The organism is Sphingopyxis sp. 550A (genome assembly GCF_053569535.1).
The window spans coordinates 641,416-661,624 of the sequence record NZ_CM131615.1 but is presented as its reverse complement, the minus strand read 5'-3'; the positions used below and the strand labels follow the sequence as shown (position 1 = coordinate 661,624).

The 20,209-nt window shown below is 65.1% G+C and carries 19 protein-coding genes; 9 read left to right on the top strand and 10 right to left on the bottom strand.

Annotated elements, in window-relative coordinates; translation table 11 throughout:
- Positions 1-38 precede the first annotated feature (38 nt).
- From ACVENA_RS03305 to ACVENA_RS03280, 6 genes are all read left to right on the top strand, one after another.
- Positions 39-2,387, top strand: a complete 2,349-nt coding sequence (locus ACVENA_RS03305) for a TonB-dependent receptor (RefSeq protein ID WP_449327637.1) — start codon at positions 39-41, stop codon at positions 2,385-2,387.
- Between the two features lie 145 nt (positions 2,388-2,532).
- Positions 2,533-3,822, top strand: coding sequence for a spinster family MFS transporter (locus ACVENA_RS03300; RefSeq protein WP_449327636.1), 1,290 nt, complete (start codon positions 2,533-2,535; stop codon positions 3,820-3,822).
- 13 nt (positions 3,823-3,835) lie between these two features.
- On the top strand, positions 3,836-4,234 hold the full coding sequence (locus tag ACVENA_RS03295; protein WP_449327635.1) for a nuclear transport factor 2 family protein: 399 nt from the start codon (positions 3,836-3,838) through the stop codon (positions 4,232-4,234).
- A gap of 10 nt (positions 4,235-4,244) precedes the next feature.
- Positions 4,245-4,895, top strand: coding sequence for a carboxymuconolactone decarboxylase family protein (locus tag ACVENA_RS03290; RefSeq protein ID WP_449327634.1), 651 nt, complete (start codon positions 4,245-4,247; stop codon positions 4,893-4,895).
- 59 nt (positions 4,896-4,954) lie between these two features.
- On the top strand, positions 4,955-5,572 hold the full coding sequence (locus ACVENA_RS03285; RefSeq protein WP_449327633.1) for a glutathione S-transferase family protein: 618 nt from the start codon (positions 4,955-4,957) through the stop codon (positions 5,570-5,572).
- A gap of 22 nt (positions 5,573-5,594) precedes the next feature.
- A complete protein-coding gene (locus tag ACVENA_RS03280; RefSeq protein ID WP_257548117.1) occupies positions 5,595-6,188 on the top strand; it encodes a VOC family protein in 594 nt (197 codons plus the stop codon).
- 106 nt (positions 6,189-6,294) lie between these two features.
- Here ACVENA_RS03280 and ACVENA_RS03275 read toward each other — a convergent pair whose 3' ends face one another.
- On the bottom strand, positions 6,295-7,803 hold the full coding sequence (locus tag ACVENA_RS03275) for a S41 family peptidase (RefSeq protein ID WP_449327632.1): 1,509 nt from the start codon (positions 7,801-7,803) through the stop codon (positions 6,295-6,297).
- Between the two features lie 80 nt (positions 7,804-7,883).
- Complete coding sequence (locus ACVENA_RS03270; protein ID WP_449327631.1) at positions 7,884-9,449, bottom strand: long-chain-fatty-acid--CoA ligase; 1,566 nt, start codon at positions 9,447-9,449, stop codon at positions 7,884-7,886.
- Between ACVENA_RS03270 and ACVENA_RS03265 the strand changes: the two genes are divergently transcribed.
- Positions 9,412-10,587: a 5-methyltetrahydropteroyltriglutamate--homocysteine methyltransferase gene (locus ACVENA_RS03265; protein ID WP_449327630.1), complete on the top strand. Its 1,176-nt coding sequence runs from the start codon at positions 9,412-9,414 to the stop codon at positions 10,585-10,587. The genes ACVENA_RS03270 and ACVENA_RS03265 overlap by 38 nt on opposite strands.
- A 135-nt stretch (positions 10,588-10,722) precedes the next feature.
- Here ACVENA_RS03265 and ACVENA_RS03260 read toward each other — a convergent pair whose 3' ends face one another.
- From ACVENA_RS03260 to ACVENA_RS03235, 6 genes are read right to left on the bottom strand one after another with little or no spacing between them, the layout of a single operon-like run.
- A complete protein-coding gene (locus ACVENA_RS03260; RefSeq protein WP_449327629.1) occupies positions 10,723-11,415 on the bottom strand; it encodes an alpha/beta fold hydrolase in 693 nt (230 codons plus the stop codon).
- Positions 11,415-12,335, bottom strand: coding sequence for an NAD(P)-dependent oxidoreductase (locus ACVENA_RS03255; protein ID WP_449327628.1), 921 nt, complete (start codon positions 12,333-12,335; stop codon positions 11,415-11,417). The genes ACVENA_RS03260 and ACVENA_RS03255 overlap by 1 nt, the downstream gene beginning before the upstream one ends.
- Entirely contained in the window at positions 12,332-13,630 is a 1,299-nt protein-coding gene (eno, locus tag ACVENA_RS03250; protein ID WP_449327627.1) for a phosphopyruvate hydratase, read from the bottom strand. The genes ACVENA_RS03255 and eno overlap by 4 nt, the downstream gene beginning before the upstream one ends.
- Positions 13,627-14,607 carry a phosphotransferase family protein gene (locus ACVENA_RS03245; protein ID WP_449327626.1) on the bottom strand — a complete coding sequence of 327 codons (981 nt, stop codon included), beginning with the start codon at positions 14,605-14,607 and terminating at the stop codon, positions 13,627-13,629. The genes eno and ACVENA_RS03245 overlap by 4 nt, the downstream gene beginning before the upstream one ends.
- A gap of 1 nt (position 14,608) precedes the next feature.
- On the bottom strand, positions 14,609-15,742 hold the full coding sequence (locus ACVENA_RS03240; protein WP_449327625.1) for an alpha/beta hydrolase: 1,134 nt from the start codon (positions 15,740-15,742) through the stop codon (positions 14,609-14,611).
- A gap of 23 nt (positions 15,743-15,765) precedes the next feature.
- Positions 15,766-17,400 carry a long-chain-fatty-acid--CoA ligase gene (locus ACVENA_RS03235; protein WP_449327624.1) on the bottom strand — a complete coding sequence of 545 codons (1,635 nt, stop codon included), beginning with the start codon at positions 17,398-17,400 and terminating at the stop codon, positions 15,766-15,768.
- A 148-nt stretch (positions 17,401-17,548) separates the two neighbouring features.
- Here ACVENA_RS03235 and ACVENA_RS03230 point away from each other — a divergent pair, with 148 nt between their 5' ends.
- Positions 17,549-17,983: a MarR family winged helix-turn-helix transcriptional regulator gene (locus ACVENA_RS03230; RefSeq protein ID WP_257548103.1), complete on the top strand. Its 435-nt coding sequence runs from the start codon at positions 17,549-17,551 to the stop codon at positions 17,981-17,983.
- Positions 17,984-18,245: 262 nt separating this feature from the next.
- Here the strand turns inward: ACVENA_RS03230 and ACVENA_RS03225 are convergent, their stop codons facing one another.
- Positions 18,246-18,821, bottom strand: coding sequence for an NADPH-dependent FMN reductase (locus tag ACVENA_RS03225; RefSeq protein WP_257548102.1), 576 nt, complete (start codon positions 18,819-18,821; stop codon positions 18,246-18,248).
- Between the two features lie 74 nt (positions 18,822-18,895).
- The gene (locus tag ACVENA_RS03220; RefSeq protein ID WP_257548101.1) at positions 18,896-19,402 is read right to left on the bottom strand and encodes a MarR family winged helix-turn-helix transcriptional regulator; all 507 of its coding nucleotides are present in this window, start codon (positions 19,400-19,402) and stop codon (positions 18,896-18,898) included.
- A gap of 127 nt (positions 19,403-19,529) precedes the next feature.
- On the opposite strand from ACVENA_RS03220, the gene leuD reads away from it, so the two are divergent.
- Positions 19,530-20,114: a 3-isopropylmalate dehydratase small subunit gene (gene leuD / locus ACVENA_RS03215; protein WP_257548100.1), complete on the top strand. Its 585-nt coding sequence runs from the start codon at positions 19,530-19,532 to the stop codon at positions 20,112-20,114.
- The last annotated feature ends 95 nt before the right edge of the window (positions 20,115-20,209 follow it).

Here is a 20,209-nt window from a genome sequence, read left to right as displayed (position 1 = left end):
TTCCGATACCGCGGCATACACTCAATGGGAGGGTGACCATGAAAGCTCATAATCGGATTCTGCTGTCTGGCGTCGCGACGATCGCTACGCTTCTTGGCGCCGCCCCGGCGATGGCGCAGGACGAGGGCGCTTCGGAAAGCGGGGGTTCGGACGATATCGTCGTCACCGCGCGCTTCCGCAACGAAACGATCCAGAACGTCCCGCAGGCGATTTCGGCGTTCGACGAGCGGAGCCTGACCGCCGCCGCCGCGCGCGACATCACCGACCTGGCCCCCTCGACCCCGAACATCAGCATCCAGCCGGTCGCGACCTTTTCCAATTCGGCGGCGATCTTCATCCGTGGTCTCGGCGCGCAGGGCATCGAATCGACCGAGGAAAGCCCTGTCGGCGTCTCGATCGACGGTGTCTACATCACCCGTCCGGTGGCAACGATGCTCGACACCTTCGACCTCGACCGGATCGAAGTGCTGCGCGGGCCGCAGGGCACGTCGTTCGGCAAGAATTCGCTTGCGGGCGGCATCGCGGCTTATACCAAGAATCCCGGCCGCGACTGGGGCGTGCAGGCAGAGGTCACCGTCGGCAACTATGGACGGATGGACGCGCGGGCCGCGGTCGACATGCCGCTGATCCAGGACAAGCTCGCGGCACGGCTCGTCCTCAACAAGGAAACCTATGACGGCTATTTCACCAATCGCGTGAACGGCAAGAAGATCGGCGGGCAAGACCGGCTGACGCTGCGCGGCACGATCGTCTTTACGCCCACCGACAATCTCGACATCAACCTCAAGGCCTTCCTCGTCCGCGACCGGTCGAGCGCGCCGGGCGGCGATGCGGCGCCCAACAGGAGCCAGCTGCTCTATACGATATTCGGGTTCGAGGAACCCGACGACGGCGCCTTCACCATCGGCCGCGACTTCCCCGCCAACCACGACACCGACCAGCTCGGTTTCATCGGCAATGTCGGGCTCGACCTCGGCTCGTGGCAGGTCAAGTCGATCACCGGCTATATCGAGACCGACGATTTCAACGACAGCGACTACGACCAGTCGGAAATCTTCTTCTTCCCGACCTTCCGCACCCAGTCGCATCGCCAGTTCAGCCAGGAGTTGCGCCTGCAGTCCGATTTTTCGGATCGCACCGACGCGCTCGCCCGGCTCAACCTCGTCTTCGGCGGCTATTATCTGAAGCAGAGCTTCGAACTGGCGCAGGCATTCCCGACGCTGCCGGTGCTGCTCAACCCGGCACTGAAGTTCGGCAGCCAGGATTTCGTGTCGCAGGACAACAGTTCCAAGGCGCTGTTCGCGCAGGCGATCTATGGCATCACCGACCGGCTGAACATCACGCTGGGCGTCCGGCAGAGCTGGGAATCGAAGGATTATTTCCGAGACCCCGTCGGCACCCTGCTGTCGCCGGCCTATTTCACCTCGCGCTCGGTGGTGAAATCGCTCGCCGAGATGGAGGAGATCGCCAATGCCAATCTGGCGACCGGCGCGGCTTTCAAGCTCGGCTACAAGCGTAACCGCGCGACCTTCAAGGCCGGGATCGACTATCGCCTGACCGACGATGTGATGGTCTATGCGGGCTATAGCCAGGGTTACAAGGGCGGCGGCTTCGGCGCCCGGTCGGCAACGCCGACGACCGCCGGTCCGACGCAGGACAACACGTCCGAACTGTTCGAGGCCGGGCTGAAGGGCGATTTCTTCGACCGGCTGCTCCGCCTCAACCTCACCGGCTTCATCACCAGGTTCAAGCAGCTCGAATTCGGCGTCTTCTTCTCCAATCCCAACGTCGCCTCTGGCCAGGAAACCGCGCAGCAGAATATCGGCGCGGCGACGAGCAAGGGGATCGAGTTGGAGGCAACGCTGCGTCCGACGCAGAATTTCCGCCTGTCGGCCAATGTCGGTTATCTCGACGCCAAATATACCGATTTCTGCGCCGACCTCGACGGCCCCGCAAGCTATTCGACAACGCCGACCTCGACCTGTGGCGACGTGACGGCGCTGCCGGGCGGCAAATATCTGGTGGACGAGGATTATACGAGCCTCAAGCTGGTGCGCGCGCCGAAATGGCAGACGCAGGCGACCGCCGACTATACGGTTCCGCTGGGCAGCGCGGGCAATCTGACCTTCCGGGCGGCGATGCTGTACCGCAGCCATTTCGAATCGACCGTGGTCAATGATCCCTTTGGCAAGACCGGGGATTTCATCCTCGTCGACGGCTCGCTCGGCTGGGAAAGCGAGGACGGGCGGTTCCGCGCGATGCTGTGGGGCAAGAATCTGACGAACAAGACCTATGTGTCGGCGCTGACCCCCACGTCGAACTATTTCACCCAGCGCTTCTATGGCGCGCCGCGCACCTTCGGGCTGACCCTCGGCGCCTCCTTCTGATCGCCCGCAAGGCAGTCCCGCGCCCTCGCTCCGCAAGGAGCGGGGGCGTTTTCATGGGCCCTCGCCGACCGTAAAGCTGGTTGACAGATAAACTTAAATATCTAAGTATTTTCGACCGATAAGACTCGCGCATTCGGGGAGAGATATGACCGAGGCCACCGCCCTCCGGGATACCGCCGCGCCCGGTAGCGGGCTCGCACTGCGCCGCAATGTCGCGCTGGCGATGCTGTTCGTGGTCGGAACGATCAACTTTGTCGACCGCCAGCTGCTTGCGATGCTGATCGAACCGATCCGCGCCGATATCGCGTTGAGCGATACCCAGTTCGGGCTGCTGACCGGCCTGGCCTTTGCCCTGTTCTACGCGGGAATGGGCGTCCCGGTCGCCATCCTCGCCGACCGCTGGAATCGGGTCAGGCTGATCGGCATCGCCTGCATCCTGTGGAGCGGCTTCACCGCGGCGTGCGGGCTGGTGTCCAATTTCTGGCAACTGGCGTTGATGCGTTTCGGCGTCGGAGCCGGCGAGGCGGGCGGCACCGCGCCGTCGGTGTCGGTCCTGGCCGACTATTATCCGCCCGACCGGCGCCCCGTCGCGATGGCGCTCTTCACCTGCAACGGCCCCTTCGGCGTGTTCGTGGGCGCGGCCTTCGGTGCCTGGGCCGCGGCGGCCATCGGTTGGCGCAATGCCTTTCTGGCGATCGGCGCAGTCGGCATCCTCGTCGGGCCGCTGCTGATCTGGCTGGTGCACGAGCCGGCGCGCGGGCAGATGGACCAAAGCGCAAACGACGATCCTGTGCCGTTCGCCCGGGCGCTGGGGCTGTTCCGCGAGCGGCGGTCGCTGATGCTGGTTCTGCCCGCGACGGCCTTTGCCGCCTTCGTGAGCTATGGGATGCTCAACTGGATTCCGGCCTATCTGATGCGCGTCCAGGCGATGCCGCTCGCGGCGATGGGGACGTGGTTCGCGCCGGTCGCCGGCATCACCTTCGCCGCCGGGACGCTCGGCGGCGGGTGGCTGGTGGCGCGCCTGTCGCAGCGTTCGCCGCGCGCCTATGGCCGTGTCCCCGCGATCGCCACCGCGATCCTGATCCCGTCGCTGATCGCCGCGCTGACGATCGATGGCTGGCCGGCGGCGCTGACGCTGATGATCGTGCCGCTGACCGCCTGCACTTTCTATATCGCGCCGTCGCTGGCGTTGGTACAGAATCTGACCCCGCCCCGCGCGCGCGCCACCGCGACCGCGATCCTGATGCTGATGTTCAACATCGTCGGCCTGGGTTTCGGCCCGCTGTTCGTGGGCTTCGTCAGCGACATGCTGAAACCCGATCACGGCATCGAAAGCCTGCGCTGGGGATTGATGGCGCTCATTCCCTTCGCGGTGGCGGCCTGCGCCGTCCAGATCGCGATGATGCGCCACCTCGACCGCGATTTCGCCGCATGACCGCAAGGAGACGATGATGGCAGAGCAGGACGATATCCGCGCGATGGCGCAGCGCTTCTTCGACGCGATCGAGGCCGGCGACATCGCGACGATGCAAAACAGCTTCACGCCCGAGGCCGAGATCTGGCACAATACCGATGAAGCGATCGTCACCCCGGCGCAGACCGCCGAGACGCTGACCGGCATGGTCGCGCGCATCAAGGACCGCGAATATGCCGAGCGCCGCCTGACCGTCTTCCCCGGCGGCTTCGTCCAGCAGCATGTGCTGAAGGGCCGCCGCGTCCATGACGACGGCGAAGTCCGCCTGCCCTGCGCGATCATCTGCAAGGTGGAGAACGGCAGGATCACCCGGCTCGACGAATATTTCGACAGCGCCCATGTCGCCGAGTTCCGCAAATTCGCCAATAGCTGAGGAGTAATCCATGCCCGTCCTGCGCCAGGTTCCCCGTTCGGAAGTCACCGACGCGGTCGTCACCGCCTATTATGATCGCCTGTTCGGCGACCGCGACCCGGTCGCCGAGCCGGGCACCGCGACCGGCACGCCCGGCGACTGGTGGACCGTTTTCGCGCTCGCGCCCGATATCTTCAAACATGCCGTCGACGGCTTTGCGGTCTATCGCCACCCGGCACGCAAGATCGATCCGGTGCTGCGCGAACTCGGCCAGACTCGCGCCGGATGGGTCAAGGGCAGCCAATTCGTCTTTTCGCAGCACTGCAAGTCGCTGCGCGGTCTCGGCGTCAGCGAGGAGAAGATCGCCGGCATCGCCTATTGGCAGGTCGCCGACTGCTACGACGAACAGGAACGCGCCGTCCTCGCCTATGCCGACTGTCTGAGTCAGGCCGGCGGCCGCGTCCCGCTCGCGATATTCGAAAAGCTCAAGAGCTTCTGGGACGATGAGCAGATTTTCGAATTCACCTACATCACCTGCCTTTACGACATGCACGCGGTGATCACACGCGCGCTGCGCATGGAATATGACGCGCGCGAGGATCCGATCGTCGAGGTCGCGGCCCCCGAGGGCTTCAGCGCCGCCGACTTCCTCAGCGCGGCGCGTCCGAAAGCAGAAGGGTGAACCGTCAACTAAGTTGACGGTTCACCCGGAAGATGCTATGAGACTCGGGAGAGGATAGGATGAAATTCTATAACAGCGTTGGCCCCAACCCGCGTGTCGTGACGCTGTTCATGGCCGAAAAGGGTATCGAACTTCCCGAGGTCACCGTTGACCTGCGCGGCGGCGAGAACCGGCGCCCGCCCTACAGCAGCGATGTCAACCCCGCGGGCCAGACCCCGGCGCTCGAACTCGACGACGGGTCGGTGCTGACCGAGATCACCGCGATCTGCGAATATCTGGAGGAGCGCTTCCCCGCACCCCCGCTGATCGGCACGACCGCCGGGGAGCGCGCGAACACGCGCATGTGGACGCGCCGCGTCGACCTCAAGATCTGCGAGCCGCTCACCAACGGCTTTCGCTTCGCCGAGGGCCTGCCGCTGTTCGAATCGCGCATGCGCTGCCTGCCCGAGGCGGCGGCGGGACTGAAGGCGGTCGCGCAGGACGGCATCCGCTGGCTCGACCCGTTGATCGCAGGACGCGACTTCATCGCCGGCGACAGGGTGACGCTCGCCGACCTGATGCTCTTCGCCTTTCTCGATTTCGGCGCGGGCGTCGGCCAGCCCATCGATCCCGCGGCCACCAACGTTACGGCCTGGTACGACCGCATGAAGGCGCGCCCGAGCGCCACCCCCAATTGAACTGCGACAAAGGAGACGGATCATGACTGCATCCAACAAGGAGTTCGAGTTTCTCGGCGTCAATCACCTGGCGCTCGTGTGCAAGGACATGGCGAAGACGGTCGAATTCTACCGCGACGTCCTCGGCATGCCGCTGACCAAGACGATCGACCTGCCCGGTGGGCGCGGCCAGCATTTCTTCTTCGACATCGGCAACGGCGACAGCCTCGCCTTCTTCTGGTTCCCGAATGCGCCCGAAGCGGTTCCCGGCATCTCGGCCCCCGCCGCGCTGCCGACGAAGGGCAGCTTCGTGTCGGCGCACGGATCGATGAACCATATCGCGATCAACGTCCGCGCCGAAAAATTCGACGACTATTATCAGCGCCTGGTCGCCAAGGGGGTCGAGGTCACGCCGATCCTGAACCACGACAATTCGCCGACCCAGTCGTCGGCCGAACTCAACGACGACGTCTATGTCCGGTCGGTCTATTTCTTCGACCCCGACGGCGTCTGCCTCGAGTTCGCCGCGTGGACGCGCGCGCTCGACGAACGCGACATCGCGCACGATCCGGTGCAGGCCGACGGCACCAAGCGCGAGGGCATGATCATGGGCCGAACGCCGGTCCCGGCCGAATAGACATTCCCAAGGGTACCACTGGGAACTCCTCTTGGCCCGGCTTTATGCCGGGCCTTTTTTTGGGGGACGATTGAAGGCCGGCAGGGACGGTCGACAGCCCGTCTCTTCATCGCCGTGCCGAGCCCGGCGCCTGCCCGATGATCCGGAGAGCTTCGTCCAATACGGTATCGCCGTCCGCCATCACGGCAGGGCGTCCGATCGGAACGTCGGGCTGAACCCCGACGATCTCATCCTTGCCGTTCGGCCGGATGAAATGGCTTTTCGGATAGGTCACGACGATCCCGGTTCGCGGCAAGGTGAAATGTTGGACGGAGGCATAGTTGGACGCAACGTCGGCGGTTTCCTCGCCGAGGATCGTGCCAAAGCCATAGTCCTGCACCAGCGCCGCGACCGACGCGGCGTTCGAATAGCTGTGCCGGTCGACGAGTATCCAGACATGCCCGTGGAAACGGGGCTCGGCGCGCGGCGGGGCCATCGGAAGATCGTAGCGATAGCGCGTCCCATTGGGCTGGCGGCCCTCCTCGTCCATCTGGCGGCGAAAGCCTGCGTCGATCGGAGCGCCCGCCGCGCGCTGCCGGGCATAGTCGGCCTTCGTCGCAGCACTGGCCTTCAGCATGAAGGAAGAGGCGAAACGGAAGGGGCGATCGGCGAACCATGCCACCATCGGATCGCTGAAACTATTGTCCCCGCCCGGATTGCCCCGCAGATCGATCAAAAGATCGGTGGCCCCGCTGGCGAGAATCTTGTGGAAACTGTCGTCGATGAAGGTTCGAAACGATGAGGCTTCATATGAGGGCGCGGCTCCATCGGCGGGTTGCTCGATGTTGAAAAAGGGGCCGGGACGCAGATAGGCGATGCCATTGGCCAAAGGACGATATTCCCTGGTCGCGAAATCGACCGGCGGTTTTGGCGCGGGAAATTTGGCCCGGAGCGCGGCGCGCTCGGCAAGCGTCAGGGCACGAACCGGCGCGCTGACGATCCGCCCGTCTCGTCTGGCCGTGACCGTCACCATGGGAAGATTCCCACGATCGATCCAGAAAAGCGCGGGGAAACTCGCCTCCATCTGGGCATGGGCCATATAGGGGCGTTCGGCCGAGACATAAGCGGAAAGCCGGTCGAGCAGATCAGCGATCGGAACATCGTCGATCGCGAGAATTTCCATGCCGGCGCGCAGCCTCCCCTCGCTGTCCGCGGTCTCGGTAAGCACCACCCGGCCATCATCGACGCGCAAAAACAGCGGAAGGAAGGTGCCGCCGCCACGCACATAGGCGACGAATGCGGCGACCGGTGCATCGATGCGGGCATGGCCGATCCGGCCATAGGCAACAAATTTCTGGAACAGGATCGCAGCCGCCGTCGCGTCCATCGGTTCCTTCGTCGCGGCGAGCAAGGTGCGATAGAAGGCGTCGTAGTCCGATCGGGAGCGATGCGCATAAAGGTCGAAATGCGCTTCCCGCAAGGTTCGATAGAGAAAGACGAAATCGGATCGAACGTCTTCGGGAGTCAAGGCGCCCGCGGATACCGCCTGGGGCGCTTCCTCCGCGCGCAGTTGCAGCGGCAAACCCAAACCGCACAAGGCGGTCGAAAACAATGCCAGCAGAAGCCGCGTCTTCATCGCGGCGGTGAACCATGAATGCGCGAGCGGCGCAAGCCGAAGCGAACCGCCGCGGGCATCGCGGCCCTAGGGTCCTGACCCTATCCCACCGCGCGGTCGCGGCCTTCCCAATAGGGTGCGCGGAGTTCACGGCGGAGCACCTTGCCCGACGGGTTGCGCGGCAGCGCGTCGATGACGTCGACGCTCTTTGGCGCCTTGTAGGCGGCGATGCGCTCGCGCGCCCAGCCGATCACGGCGGCGGCGTCGATCTCGGCGCCGGGTGCGGGTACGACCAGCGCCTTGACCGCTTCGCCCCATTTATCGTCGGGGACGCCGATCACCGCGACGTCGGCGATGCCGGGGCAGCCCATGATCGCGCTCTCGACCTCGGCCGGATAGACATTCTCGCCCCCCGACACGATCATGTCCTTGATCCGGTCGTGGACGAAGTAAAAGCCGTCGGCGTCGCGATAGCCGACGTCGCCGGTGCGCAGCCAGCCGCCCACCACCGTCTCGGCGGTCGCTTCCGGACGATGCCAATATTCCTTCATCACGATATCGCCGCGGATCGCGATCTCGCCGATCTCGCCGTCGCCGAGCGGCTGGCCATCAGCGCTCAGGATCGCCATTTCGGTCTGCGGCCACGGCTGGCCGCACGAAGTGAGCTTACCCGGCAGGTCGTGCGCGGTCGGCGAGAGATAGGATCCGCCCCCCGAGCTTTCGGTCATGCCATAGAATTGCACGAAGTCGCAGCCGAAGACCGCGCGCGCGCGGCGCAGCACATCCTCGGCGATCGGCGAGGCGCCATAGGCGATCGAGCGAAGCGCGGAATAATCGCCCGCCTCCGCGCCCGGCTGCTGGAGCATCATCTGGATCATCGCCGGGGCGAGGAAGGCGTGCGCGACACGCTCGCCGGTCATCATCCGGATCGCGTCGGCAGCGGCGAAATCCTTGACCAGCACGAGCCGCCCGCCCTGCGCGAGGCCCGAGAAGCTGACGTTCGTGCCCGCGACGTGGAACAGCGGCATGACGATCATCACCGTCTCGTCCTCGCCATAAGCGAAGCCGTCGACCTCGGTCGCCATTTCGAGGAAGCGGCGGTAATTCTTGTTCGCGAGCACGACGCCCTTCGGCCGCCCCGTCGTACCGCTGGTGTAGAGCTGGAGCACGTCGTCGCTGAGTTGCGGTTCGTCGGCGGGCGCGGTCGCCGCCGCCTCGCCGAGCCACGCATCGAGGCTCTCGAACGCCGGATGCGCGCCATAGAGCGCGACCAGCCGCGGCGGCGCGGCGAGATCGGCTACCGCCGCGAGCGCGAGGTCGAAGAAATCCTCGCCGACGAACAGGAATTTCGGCCCGGCATCGCCGAGAATGAAGGCGATCTCCCCGGCCGCGAGCCGGCAGTTGACGGGAGCCAGACAGGCGCGCGCCCGCGCGGTGCCGAAGAAGAGCGGATACCAGCCATCGTGATTCTTGCTCAGTACCGACACGCGGTCGCCCGGCGTGACCCCCGAGGCGAGCAGCGCGTTCGCGACGCGATTCGACCGCGCGTCGAGTTCGGCGAAGCTAGTCTCGCGCGTCCCGAATTTCACCGCGACCGCATCGCCGCGCTTCCGGGCCTGCGCCGCGGGTATGTCCGCCAAGGTCCGGATCGCGTCCAGATCGATCATTTCGCTCTCCCTCGCTGCTGTTTCGCTTGAATTAGATAGAATACTAAGTAAATATAGGCCAGCCCAAAAATCGAGAGGATTGGCCTTGTTCGACCACCCCATATTGCCCACGACGATCGTCGGAAGCTACCCCCAGCCCGACTGGCTGATCGACCGCGAGCGACTGAAGGCCAGCCTGCCCCCGCGCGTCCGCGCCGAGACGCTGTGGCGCATCCCCGAACCGTGGCTCGCGGATGCGCAGGAGGCCGCGACGCTGATGGCGATCCGCGACCAGGAAGAGGTCGGCATCGACATCGTCGGTGACGGCGAGATGCGCCGCGAAAGCTATTCGAACCGGCTCGCGACTGCCTTGTCGGGGATCGATACCGAAAAGCACGGCACCGCGATCGACCGCACCGGCAACGCCAATCCGGTGCCGCTCGTCTCGGGTCCGATCCGACGCGTCGCGCCGATCGAAGCGCAGGACGCCGCTTTCCTCCGCCGCCATTCGACGAAGCCGGTGAAGCTCACCCTGCCCGGCCCCTTCACGATGACGCAGCAGGCGGAAAACGGCTATTATCCCGACGCGCGGTCGCTCGCGATGGACTATGCCGACGCGGTCAATGCCGAGGTGAAGGATCTGTTCGCGGCGGGCGTCGATGTCGTCCAGCTCGACGAACCCTATCTTCAGGCGCGCGCGGCCGAAGCGAACAGCTATGCGATCGAGGCGATCAACCGCGCGCTCGACGGCGTGGGCGGCACCACGGCGCTGCATATCTGCTTCGGCTATGCGATGGTCCACCACGGCGCGGGCGCTACGGGGCCGAAACCCAAAGCCTATGACTTCCTCGCCGAGTTGGAAGCGTCGGCGATCGACGTCATCTCGATCGAGGCGGCGCAGCCGGGGCTCGATCCCGCGATCCTCGCCGAGCTGCCGACCAAGACGATCATGTACGGCGTGCTCGACCTGTCGGTCCCCGATGTCGAAACGCCCGAGGTGGTCGCGGGCCGCATCCGCGAGGCGCTGCGCTACGTCGACGCCGAACGCCTGTGGATCGCACCCGACTGCGGGATGAAATACCACAGCCGCGCGCATTCGCAGGCGAAGCTGAAGGCGATGGTCGATGGCGCGGCGATTGTGCGGGCGGAGCTGAAGTAGCCGTCATCCCCTCCCTGAAAGGGAGGGGTGCGAAGACTTGGCAGCTTGCTGCCTAGTCGTAGCGGGGTGGGTCTGCGTTCAAGGAAGAACGCCTGCGGCTACCCACCCCCAGCCCCTCCCTTTCAGGGAGGGGAGCTATCGATCGATAAAATCCGTCAGCAACGGCACCACCACCTCGGGCGCCTCGACCGTCGGCAGATGCCCGGCCCCCGGCACGACCTCAAGCCGCGATCCCGGAATCGCTTCCAATATCTCGTCATGGTGCGCGCGGCTGGTGATGCCGTCCTTTTCGCCCCAGACCAGCAAGGTCGGCACCGCGATCTCGCCGAGCCGCGGGCGGCTGTCGATGCGCGCCATGATCGCGCGCTGCTGCGCGAGGAAGGTGTCGGCGCCGGTGTCGGCCGCCATCCGCCGCGCGATGCCGAGCAGCCGCTCGTCGCCGCGCTTTTCCTCGGGAAAGAGGATCGGGATGCGCTCCTCGACGACCTGATCGAAGCGGCCGCTTTCCACCAGGTCGATATAGCCCTGCCGCCGCGCGGTCTGCGCCGGGCCGTCGGCCGAGGCGAGCGTCGCGATGAGCGCGAGCTTCGCGACGCGCTCGGGCGCGCGGCGCATCACCTCGAACGCGACGAAGCCGCCCATCGCGTGACCGATCAGCACGAATTTCGGCGGCGTGCTGTCGAGCAGGCGCTGCGCAAAGCCTTCGATGCTGTCGTCGCTGCGATTGTCGGCAACGATCACCTCGCGATCGGCCCATGCGTCGAGCAAAGGCTGCCACACGGCGTCGGTCAGAAGCTGACCGGTGATGAGGACGATGGGGAGGGACATTAAACCACCTGATGCAACAGCGCTTCGCCTGCTCTCAGGCGACGACAATTTTCGTGCGCGACCGATAGGCTGCGCGCGAGCGTTTCGGGGGTCAGCCAGGCGATATGCGGCGCGAGCACCGCACCCGGCAGGCCGAGCAACGGGTTGCCGCGCGGCAGCGGCTCTTCGGCGAACACGTCGAGCCCGGCACCGCGCAGATGGCCCGACCCCAGCGCCTCGACCAGCCGCTCCTGATCGACGAGTTCGCCGCGCGCGGTGTTCACCAGCACCGCGCCTTTCTTCATCGCAAACGGATCGATCGACGCGCGCGTCTCGTCGGTGAGGGGGATGTGGAGCGACACCACATCGCTCTCCGCCAGCAGGCGATCGAGCGGCCAAAATTCATAAGGAACCTCGCGCACGCTCCGCGCGGTATAGACGACCCGCGCGCCCAGCGCGGCGAGCACCGGCGCGAGCAACTGCGCCGAATGGCCGAAACCGACGAGCCCGACGGTGCGCCCCGCCACCTCGCCCACGCTGTCGAGTTCGGACGGGTCGGCGGTCCATCCCTCCCCGGCTCGCGTCCGCGCGTCGAAGAAGCAGGTCCGGCGGAGCACCGCCATCATCAGCGACAGCGCCATTTCGGCGACCGCCTGGCTGTTGGTGCCGGGCATGTTGCACACCGCGACCTCATGCTCGCGCGCCGCATCGAGCGCGATCGTGTTGACCCCGACGCCGAGCTTCTGGATTAGCTTGAGCTTCGGCGCCGATGCGATAAAATCGGCCGTGACCGGCGTCAGCACATGAAGCAGCGCGGTGATTTCGTCCGCGACGCCATCGAGCGGTGCCGCCTCGTCGACATGGACGACGACGCCGGGGCCGAAGATCGCATCGACCGCCTCGCGGAAGCCGGGGCTCGGGCGGGCGTGAAGGACGATCATGCGGCGACAGTGCCGATCGATCCGGCAAAGGCCGAGAAGCCGGCGAACTCGGCATCGGCGCCCATCGCTTCCTCGATCCGCAGCATCTCGTTCCACTTCGCCATGCGCTCCGAGCGGGTGAAGCTGCCGACCTTCAGTTGCCCCGCGTCCCAGCCGGTGGCGAGGTGCGCGATGGTGACATCCTCGCTCTCGCCCGAGCGCGCCGAGACGATCGCGCCCCAGCCGCGCGCCACCGCGGCGTCGAGCGCCGCCTTCGCCTCGGTGACGGTGCCGACCTGATTGACCTTGATCAGCGCCGCGTTGCACACCGCCGCCTCGCCTGCCCGTTCGACCCGCTCGGCATTTGTAACGAGCACGTCGTCGCCGATGATCTGCACCCGCTCGCCGATCGCCGCGGTGACCGCCGCCATCGCCGTCCAGTCGTCCTGACCCGCCGGATCCTCGATCGACAGGATCGGATAGGCCTTCGCCCATTCGACGATCCGCGCCGCCATCTCTTCGCTCGTGAGCTGGCCGTCGTCGAGCGCGAGGCTGTAGCCCGAGGCGTCGCCGAACTCGTTCGCCGCGATGTCGAGCGAGATGAACACCTCCTCGCCCGCGCGGTGTCCGCTCGCCTCGATCGCCTTGGTCAGCGTATCCAGCGCATCCTCGTTCGAGGCGAAATTCGGCCACCAGCCGCCCTCGTCGGCGACCCCCGACAGCGGCCCCTTCGCTTCCATCAATTTGCCCGCGGCGCGATACACATCGTCGGTGATTTCGAGCGCGCGGCGAAAACTGCCCGCCTTCGGGCACATGACCATGAAATCCTGCACGTCGGTGCGCCGCCCGGCGTGCGCGCCGCCGCCGAAAATCTGGATTTCGGGAAGCGGCACGCGCACTCTGCGTCCCCCCGCGAGATAGCGCCACAGCGGCTCGCGGACGTCCGCAGCGGCGGCGTGGAGCACCGCCATCGACACCGCAACAACCGCATTCGCGCCGAGCCGCGCCTTGTTCGGCGTATTGTCGAGCGCGCAGAGCGCCGCATCGACCGCCGCCTGCTCGCGCGCGTCCATCCCGGCGATCGCGCTGGCGATCTCCGATCCGATCCCGGCGACCGCGCGATTGACACCATAGCCGCCGAACGCCTCGCCACCGTCGCGGAGGTCGATCGCCTCATGCGCGCCGCGCGAGGCGCCCGCGGGCGCGATAGCGCGGCCGACCGCGCCCGATTCGAGCACGACCTCGGCCTCGACCGTGGGCCGACCGCGCGAATCCCAGAGCTGGCGACCGGTAACGGAAGCGATGCGCGAAGTCATGGAAGAGTCCTTTGCCAATGGGAAACGAGCGCGTCGAGCGGCGTCGGCGCGCGCAGCAGCGCGCGCGCCTGATCGCGCACGATGCGCCGATGGTCGGGGTCGGTCAGATAAGGAGCGGGAGATTTCCCCTCGACCCGCGCGAGCAACAGCGCGGCGGTCAAATGGCCGGACCGCAGCAGCAACGCCTCGGCATCCTCCCAGTCGATACCCCTTCGATAGGCGGCGACCAATGCAGCTGCGGCTTCCTGCAGGCGGGCATCGCCCGACCACACCGCCTTGAGCAGCAGATGGGTGGTACAGAAGGCCAGATCGAACGCGGGATCACCATAAACCGCGCATTCGGCATCGAGGAAGACAGGGCCGTCGGCGCTGACCAATATGTTCTTCGGACTGACATCGCCGTGGACGAGCGCGATCTTGCGCGCGGTCAGATCGTCGGCGAGCGCGTACAGGATCGGCGCCAGTTCCGCATCCCTCTGCGCGACATAAAGGAGGAAGGGATCGACGCGGAGCGCGCGAAACATCGCATCGTTGGGGAAATCGGCGCGGTCGCTGTCGCTATGCGCCGTGGCGGCGTGAACCGCCGCGATCCCCTGCCCCACTTGTGCGGCAAAGACCGGGTCGACCCGGCCCGCCATCAATTCATCCTTCCACACCGGGCAGCCGGGCAGGAAGCGCATCGCGAAAGCGTGTCCGACCGGCAGTTCGGCGAGCACTTCGGGCGCGATGCGCGAATCGACGCTGCGCGCGCGCCGCAGCCAGCGCACTTCGCTCTGTCCGCGCTCGACCGGCGCGTGCCATTCGGCCGCGACGCGCAACTGTTCGAGCGGACGCTTGACGACGATCGGCCCGCCCGGCGTCTCGACCTTCCACACATCGCACGACACGCCGCCGGTTAGCGGCTCGAGGACGACATCGCCCTCGTCCACCAACCCGGCGTCGCGCAATCCCGCAATGATCTCGGCCTCGGCCGTCACCTCAGATTTTCTCCCGGATCCACGCGCCGACAAGGTCGGCGGCATTTTGGCGCTCTTCGAGCGAATCCTCGAAATAATGGGCGCCCTTGATCAGTTCGATCCTCTTGTCCTTCGACCCGAGGAAGTCGAATATTTTCCGCGCATCGCTGGGGAAGACGCCGGTGTCGGCGAGCCCCTGCACGACCAGCGCCGGCGTGTCGTGCTTGGCGAGATGCGGCTGGCCCTGGCACGGCGAGGTTTCGAGGCTCCACATATTGAGCCAGGTCTTGATCGTGTTGGCGCGCCCGATGCTCGGCGTGCGGTTCGCGATCTTGGGGTCGCCGCGATAGCACCAGTTGGGCTTGCGCTCCGACGGATCGATCGCCGGATCGACGCAGCGAATGTCGCCCCAGCAGCGGAACATCGGAAAGATGCGGTCGGGGATACCCGCCGCGTTCAGACGCTGAAGCTCGGCTTTCGCCCAATCGGTGATGCGCTGGTTGCGCGCGCGCTGGGCAGCACGATATTTGGTTATAAACGCTTCCGAATAGGGCGGCCCGTTGTCGGAGTTGAACGGGTCGAGTTCGGGATCGGTCAGCGTCGGGTCATTCTCGTCGATCACCGATGCGTCCATCCAGTCGGTGAGTACTTCGGGGCGCCCCTGATGCGCGTTGAAGCTGATATAGAGGTCGCCCTTCACCAACTGCGCCAACGCATCCTGCCCGACCGAAGGCAGGCGATCGGTCAGCGTCGGCGCGATCGCCTCGGCCTGATAGGCGCCCATCAGCGAGCCGCCGCCCGAATTGCCGAGAATGACGATCTGCTCGACCCCCGCCTCTTCCTTCAGCCATTTCATGCCGACGCCGATGTCGAGCACCGCATGTTCGAGGAGAAACTGGTCCTCGACCCCGCGATAGCGCGTGTTCCAGCCGAGAAAACCGAAGCCCTGCCGCGCGAAATAGGGGGCGATATAATGTTCGGAGAAATCGACGTTATAATGGGTGGCGATGATCGCGACCTTCGGGCGCTTGCCCGCCTCGGTCCAGTAAATGCCCTGGCACGGATGCCCGCCCGCCTGGATGCGCGGCGCGGTCGGCGACACGCGTCCGATGAATTCTGCGTCCAGTCCTTCGATCCCGTTCGGGTCCACCATCATCGTCTCTCCTGATATGAATATTGTCAGCGGGTCACTTCGAAAGGCAGCGTGTAGCCGTCGAGCCCCGCGCGGATCGCCTTCTTGTCGATCTTGCCGGTCGGGCCGAGCGGGATGCTGTCGACGAACAGCACGTCGTCGGGCATCCACCATTTGGCGATCTTGCCGTCGAGCCAGGTCTTGAGGTCGTCGGCGGACGCACTCGCGCCGGGTTTCAGCTCGCACAGCAGGATCGGCCGCTCGTCCCATTTGGGGTGCGCGATGCCGACGACCGCCGCGTTGGCGACCGCGTCATGCCCCATCGCGATATTCTCGATCTCGATCGAACTGATCCACTCGCCGCCCGACTTCACCACATCCTTGGCGCGGTCGGTGATCTGCATATAGCCTTCGGCGTCGATCGTGCTGACGTCGCCGGTGTCGAAGAAACCTTCGGCATCGAGCACGTCGCCGCCTTCGCCCCCGAAATAGCCGCGCGCGATCGTGGCCCCCTTGATCATCAGGCGTCCGGGCGTCTTGCCGTCGTGCGGCAGGCGGTTCCCGGCGTCATCGACCAGCTTCATCTCCAGCCCGCAGAGCAGCCGGCCCTGCTTCAGCTTGTATGCCATCTGCTCGTCGTCGCCCTTCGCCGCGACCGACGCATTGGGCACCGACACGGTGCCGAGCGGCGAGGTTTCGGTCATGCCCCAGCCCTGGATGACGTCGACGCCATAATCGTCGCGAAAGGTGCGGATCAGCGATTCGGGACACGCCGAACCGCCGATGGTGACACGTTCCAGCGTCGTGAAACGCTTGCCATTCTCCTGCATATAGGTGAGCAGCATCTGCCACACCGTCGGCACCGCGGCCGAATAGGTGACGCCTTCTCCCTCGATCAGATTGTAGATCGATTCGCCGTCCATCCGCTGCCCCGGCAGCACCAGCTTCGCGCCGACCGCGGGCGCCGAATAGACGACGCCCCAGGCATTGGCATGATACATCGGCACGACAAGCAGCACCGTGTCGCGCGCCGACAGCGCCAGCGCATCGCGCTGCAAGGTCATCAGCGCATGGATGTAATTGGAGCGATGCGAATAGAGCACGCCCTTGGGATTGCCCGTCGTCCCGCTGGTATAGCAGAGCCCGCAGGCAGCATTTTCATCGAAGCCGCCCCATGCATAATCGGCCGGATGATTCGCGATCCAGTCGTCGAACGCGATCGCATCGAAACTCGTCTTCGGCAGCGAAGCGGCGTCGCAGAAGAAAATGACTTTCTCGATCGACGGCACCTGCGGCAGCAAATCCTCGACCAGATCGGCGGTCGCGGGATCGGCAATCAGCAGCCGGTCGCCGGCATGACCCGCGATATAGGCGATCTGCTCCAGGAACAGCCGCGGGTTGAGCGTGTGGAGCACCACCCCCATTCCCGCCGCGCCGTACCAGGCGGCCAGATGCCGCGCGCTGTTCCAGCCCATCGTCGCGACGCGGTCGCCGGGCTTCATTCCCGCCGCCGCGAGCGCGTTCGATACCCGTTTCGCATCCTCGCGGACATCGGCATAGGTCGTGCGGGTGACGCGCCCTTCGGCGTCGCGCGACACGATCTCGCGCGTGCCGTGCCAGTTCGCGGCATGGTCGATGATCCGGTCGACCGTCAGCGGCACATTCTGCATCAAACCGTCCATGCGGTGCATCTCTCCCTCGGCTCTAAAAAGATAGTATACTAAGTATTTTGTTTTGGCAACGCCGCCCTGCCTTGCCTCGCGTCTCCCGCTCTTCTAGCGTGATCCTGTCGGCGCCCGCCGGCAACCAGGGGTATATCGTCAGCGTCGCATGCGCACCAATCAGCTTATCATCGCTCTGTTCCAGCGCTTCTGCTGGCTCGACGAGGGCCTTCAATCGCGGCTTCACGATCGCGGTTGGCCCGACGTCAGCCGGCCGCAGTCGATGGTCATGACCAATATCGTCAGCGGCATCGTGCGCCCGTCGGACATCGCCCGCAACCTCGGCGTATCGCGCCAGGCGATCCACAGCACGATCAATCAGATGATCAAGCTCGGCATGGTCGAACTCGCCCCCGACCCGGACGATCGGCGGCACATGATCGTATCGCTGACCCCGACGGGCGCGCGGATGCGGCAGGATGCGCAGCAGGCGATGGACGCGCTGTCCGATCAACTCGCCGAACGGCTCGGCCACGAACGGTTCGACGCGCTGCTCGCCACGCTCGAGGCCGATTGGGGCGACAATATCGAGCGCAAGAGCTAGGGTCAGGATCCATTGATTCCACGTTCGAGGTTTGAAGCGATTTCGTTCAGGGCGAGGAAGAAAGACGTAGGAATATGAATATATTTCAAGGCTTTCTGACGAAGCCATGGACGAAATCGGTCAAATCCCACAGGGACGCCGAAATGGCTTCGATCTCGAGCCTGCGCAGCCTTGCGGGTAGCGATGCTACCCGCTGCACCCGCCCCGGCCCGATATCTTCGCCATTTCGACGCCTCGAACGTGGAATCAATGGGTCCTGACCCTAGACGGCGAGAGCCTTTGCCACCGCGACCAACCGCGCCGCGGTCATGCCGACCAGTGTCGCGGGCAGCGCTTCGACGAGGTTGCCGTCGGCATCGAAGGCGGCATGGGCGTTGGGCACCAGCACCTGTTCGGGGATGACCAATGTCTGGATCGTCGACAGGATCTGACGCAGGTGCATCAGGCCGCGCAGTCCGCCGAACGGGCTGATCGACGCCGCCATGACCGCGCTCGCTTTGCCGCGATAGGCACTCAATGCGACGAGCGATTCGTCCCCGGTCGGGCGCGACGCCCAGTCGATCGCATTCTTGAGCAACGGCGATACCGAGCCATTATATTCGGGCGACACGAACAACAGGCCGTCCTGCGCCGCAAAGAGCGCTTTCAGCCGTTCGGCGTCGGCGGGGAAGGCATCGGCCTCGAGCGCCGCCGAATAGAGCGGCAGATCGAAAGCCGCGAGATCGATATCGGCGACGGTGGCGCCCTCCGCCTCCAGCGCCCGGATGGCGAGCCTTCCGAGCATCCGGTTGAACGAACCTTCGCGCGTGCTTCCGACGACAACCGCAATCCTGGTCAATCTTCCCTCCCCGACAAAATGATTAGAATACTAATCTGTTTCGGGACGGGACCGCAACCGCTTTGACGCAGCGATCAGGCCTTGACGTCCGACAGCGTCGACAGCTTGGCGGTTTCGTCGGCCAGATTCTCGATGACGCGCCGCATCAGAAGCCGCAGCGTCTCGACCTCCTCGTCGGTCATGCCGCGGGTCGCGACCTTGTGAACCTCGGCGTTCAACGGCGCGAGAATCAGTTCGAGCTTCTTGGCGTGCGGCGTCAGATAGATGAAGGTCTTGCGCCGGTCCTCCGCCGTCTTGGTGCGCGTGATGAAGCCCGCCTTTTCGAGTCCCTTCAGCGCCACCACCGTCGTCGGCTCGCGCATCCCCACCCGTTCGCTGAGCTCGCGCTGGGTGATGCCGTCCTCACGCCAGAGCTGGCGCAGGAAACGCCATTGCCCCGCCGACACGTCATAGGCCAGCGTGCTGCGTTCGAGCAGGCGCGAAAAGGATCGGAAAACGATGCGCGCGAGATAGCCGATGCTGTTTTCCGGGTTGGTGTAATATTCCGCCGGATACCGGAAAGACTGGTTCTTCTTTGCCAAGGACTGTCCCCTTTGCGCGAACCTTAGGGGTCTATGATTCGCGCGGCAATAGCTTCGGAGCATCGATAAGGTTGGACAAAGGCGCTGCCGTAATATACTTAGTATGCTAAGTTATAGAGAGAGATTCGTGGATAAATTCACTCGGCTGACCGCGGTAGCCGCGCCGCTGCCGCTCGCCAATGTCGATACCGACATGATCATTCCCGCGCGCTTCATGAAGGCGCTCTCGCGCAGCGGCCTCGGCCGGCATCTGTTTCAGGAGCTTCGCTACGCGTCGGACGGTTCCGAACGCGGCGCTTTCATTCTGAACGCCGCCGCATGCCGGAAGGCGAAAATCCTGATCGGCGACCGCAATTTCGGCTGCGGATCGTCGCGCGAACATGCGGTGTGGGCGCTCGCCGATTTCGGCATCCGCTGCATCATCGCGCCGAGTTTCGGCGACATTTTCTCGAACAATGCGCGCAAGAACGGGCTGCTGCTGATTCGATTGCCCGACGCGATATGCGAACGGCTGCGCGAAGAGGTCGCGCTCGCGCAATTCGCGCCGATGACCGTCGATCTCGTCGAGCAGCGGATCACGCTCGCATCGGGTGAAAGCATCGCGTTCGACGTCGATCCCGATGACCGGCGGACGCTGATCGAGGGGCTCGACGACATCGCGCGGACGATGCGGCACGAAGCGGCGATCACGCGGTTCGAGGCGATCGCCTAGGGCTGATCGACATTCAGAAGATGGCGAGTCGAAAATGGTGGATTTTCGTGACCCGGAGCGCAGCGTGCTCATGGCACGTGAGCACCGGAAGCACG